This window comes from Acidobacteriota bacterium (genome assembly GCA_003225175.1).
In the GTDB taxonomy this organism is placed as follows: domain Bacteria; phylum Acidobacteriota; class Terriglobia; order Terriglobales; family Acidobacteriaceae; genus Gp1-AA112.
The window spans coordinates 1-3,155 of sequence record QIBA01000144.1 but is presented as its reverse complement, the minus strand read 5'-3'; the positions used below and the strand labels follow the sequence as shown (position 1 = coordinate 3,155).

At 51.8% G+C, this 3,155-nt stretch carries 3 protein-coding genes; 1 reads left to right on the top strand and 2 read right to left on the bottom strand.

Annotation, left to right across the window (positions count from 1 at the left end; translation table 11 throughout):
* Window positions 1-273: 273 nt before the first annotated feature.
* Complete coding sequence (locus tag DMG62_23800; protein ID PYY20268.1) at window positions 274-591, bottom strand: hypothetical protein; 318 nt, start codon at window positions 589-591, stop codon at window positions 274-276.
* Window positions 592-840: 249 nt separating this feature from the next.
* On the opposite strand from DMG62_23800, the gene DMG62_23795 reads away from it, so the two are divergent.
* Complete coding sequence (locus tag DMG62_23795; protein ID PYY20267.1) at window positions 841-1,038, top strand: hypothetical protein; 198 nt, start codon at window positions 841-843, stop codon at window positions 1,036-1,038.
* Window positions 1,039-1,511: 473 nt separating this feature from the next.
* On the opposite strand, the gene DMG62_23790 is transcribed toward DMG62_23795, so the two are convergent.
* Window positions 1,512-3,155 (bottom strand): hypothetical protein (locus tag DMG62_23790; GenBank protein ID PYY20266.1); only part of this gene is annotated, 1,644 nt, incomplete at its 5' end.

Genomic DNA, 3,155 nt, shown 5'->3' with positions numbered 1-3,155 from the left:
CGCCAGGCCGTCCAACAATGCGCAGTTTTTTGCCGCCGTGACCCACGTGACCGAACCATTCAACCTGCGCAAAAGCGGTGTCGTGCGGACAACGTCTCCAGTAGCGCCGAGCTTGATGATCAATACACTCATGCCAAATAAACTTTCGTAGAAATACTTACAAAGCTGAGACGAGCGATCCCCAATCAAACGAAGTGTCCCCCACCGTTATGATTGGCGGCTTGACTATGAGGGACTCGGAATCAGGGTATGTCGTGCGCGCGCTCGCGTCCGTTACGTAAACGTTGGAACTGTCAGCGGCGATGGCTCGGAGATTATCACTACTGCTGACAAGCCCGGCATAGCATGCAACCCCACTTGTTGCCCTGCCGAGTTGTACTTAGCCGTAATGTAATCATAATCAGTATCTGAGCCCCAAGTAGAACCTGTCACATAAACGTTCCCTGACTTGTCTACGGCAATTGCGGTACGAATGTCCTGATAGTTTCCTGGTCCGTAGTACCGGGCAACCCATAGTTCTGGCCCCGCTGAGTCATACTTGACGGTTGCATAATGAGTAGAAAAATCAGGATCTGAGCTCCGTCCTGTCACTAGACGTTGCCGGAATTATCAATTGCAATTGCTTCGGCCACATCAATGTTTCCCGGGCCATTGTAGCGGGCAACTCACGCCTCCCGCACATTGCCAGAGGGCGCGAGCGTCACCACGCCTCGGTAACGCATGTACGCACTTACGTCGCGCGGACGCTCGCGTGGCAATTTTTGTGGACTCGCCATGGCGAGCAGCGCCAGAAAGAGCCCGGCCATGCAGAAAACGAGAAGGAAAACGCGCAGCTTAAACATGCCCGATCGACAAAGACAAATTCGGTTTGGTTCTCTCAAGCTTCCTCAGTTCCACCATGCGTCGTCCTTGAACTGTGTGAATCCCATCTACTCAGCTCGATTGGCAGATTCTACCTTTCTCGAGGAGATCCTCGTCATATTGATTTCACGCCCTGTACTTACGGCCGCAGCGGCGGGTTTGGACGCGATCTTTTAATCGGACTAACGCAGATGTGTTTGGAAGCGCAGCCAACGTCGGCAGAGGCGGACATCAAGAACTGCGTGATAGGCGTGATAGCCCAGTGTTTCGGCCATAGACGACATCATTTGATTGCTTTCCTTCACAATTCGTCAGCTCAATCGAGTCTTGTCGCGGATCTCACGAGTCTCTTGCAAACAGCTTGATCACTTTTCAGCGAGCAATTTCTTCAGGCGTTGCGTGCAGTTCAGCAGTTGATCTGCCATGTACCATCGTACCAATTCCGGAATGTCCCGCTCATGCTTGACCAAGCTGCTGATGGACCAGGCCCGTTTCTGCGTAGGCTCTGCTGGCAGCCGCCAAGGCGTTGAGGCTCCGATATTGGTTAAATCTGTTGACGTAAGTTTCAGAGTCCGTTGATTTGGCTTGTGGCTGATCGCCTGGAAGGTTTGACCTGTTACACGTCATCTCACGGCAGCTGAAGGAACTGTTCAAGTACCAAAGTCATTCGATTGTGCTTCCCTGCCATGGCCTCGCAGAAGGAGTCTCTCCACGGCCTCCAACGTGAGAACAGCGTTAAGCTCGAGCGTGTAGTTTTTCCGACCGCGGATGTGTTCCCCCACCATGTACTCGAGAAAATCGAGATTCCAGAACGGAGTGTGTTGTGCTCGAGCATCGCTGACGACACTCTTCACATAGTCGGCCAATTCCCGTTGAAACCAGCTTCGGTAGGGCAAATATTTGTGGAGCCCGGCAATTCCGAAGACTGAACTTATCTGCGTGAATGAGGAGTCGAGTCCCGATAGACCGCATGGCAATCCCTCACTGCGAAAATAGTCGAGTTTACAAGCGACCTTTGCAAAGATGCGTCTTACCGCCATAGTTACCCGGTTAGCCTCGCCCAGTTCTCCCATGTCGGTCGGAAGTTTGCTCAGTGACGGTTTATTCGCCTTCACCAACGATGAAGTGCAGTCACTTGACATTCGAGCAGTTTCTGGCGCTCGATAAGCAAGGGCGACGATTTCGTTGTCAAGGTAAGGCGTCCGGAAAGTAACTTGGGAACGGCTGGCCGATACGAGCGCAAACCGCAACTCGGGAGTCTCGCGGAAGGCGGCAAATGTTACCGAATGCTCGCCGTTACGCGACCAGTTACCTGTGCAGGAACTTACGGTCTCGGCCAAATCTGGATTAACTAAGCGACGTGCAAGATGAAGCGGCTTAAACATCGATACTCCTCTCAGGATTTCGCCGCCGAAAACACCCGTCACCCGCACCGGAGACAACGCGCGAGCTCGATTATTGAGGTAAATTTCATGAGCGCCCAAACTTCCGAGCGAACCATCCGTTATGTAAACTGTCCGATCGACGTGTGACTTAAAGTCTGAGAAAAAATCCCGGCTTATGCGAAGAATTCGGTGTTCCAGGCCACACACGTTGGCGATCTGTGCTGCCAATAAAGCATCCAGAGTGTCTCGATTTTCGCCTGAAAAAGTGTAGCAAACCGGCTTTTCTCCTACTTTCGGCAGGCAGGCCATAATCATACGCGAATCCTGCCCCCCCGTTAGAGAGATACCAGTTCTCGATTCCGATTCAAAATAGCGAGGTAAAATTCGTTGGAATGTTTCTTGAAACTCGGCCACGAAGGCCTCAGCTGAAAGAATGGGTTGAAACTCCCAACTTTTTGGAGAGAAATATTTTCTCTTCTGACACTTCCCGTTTTGAAAAGACCACACCGATCCTCCGGGCAGCAACTGAACGCCTTGAAATAACGTCCGCTGCCCCAACGTGCAACCAAAAGCTAAAAACTGAGCGACGCCTTCACGATCAAATGTTCTAAGCTCTGGTAAAACTCGCAACAGCGCCTTGGCTTCGCTGGCGAAAAAGACGGCGTCCTCCGTCTCGTGCCAGTAAAGCCGCTCAAGTCCATAGCGATCATTAAACAAAAACGCTTTAGTTTGTCGCTTGTCGATTAGAAGGCCACTAAACAATCCATTTAGTTTTTCAAAGAAACGATCGCCTTCTTCCTCGTAGAGGTGGACCAGCCAGCCAGCGGCTGCCTGGCTAACATCATGTCCTTTTTTCCTGAGGTCGGCACGCAGTTCGGCATCCGCGAAGCACTCGCCTGAGAAGAGGAG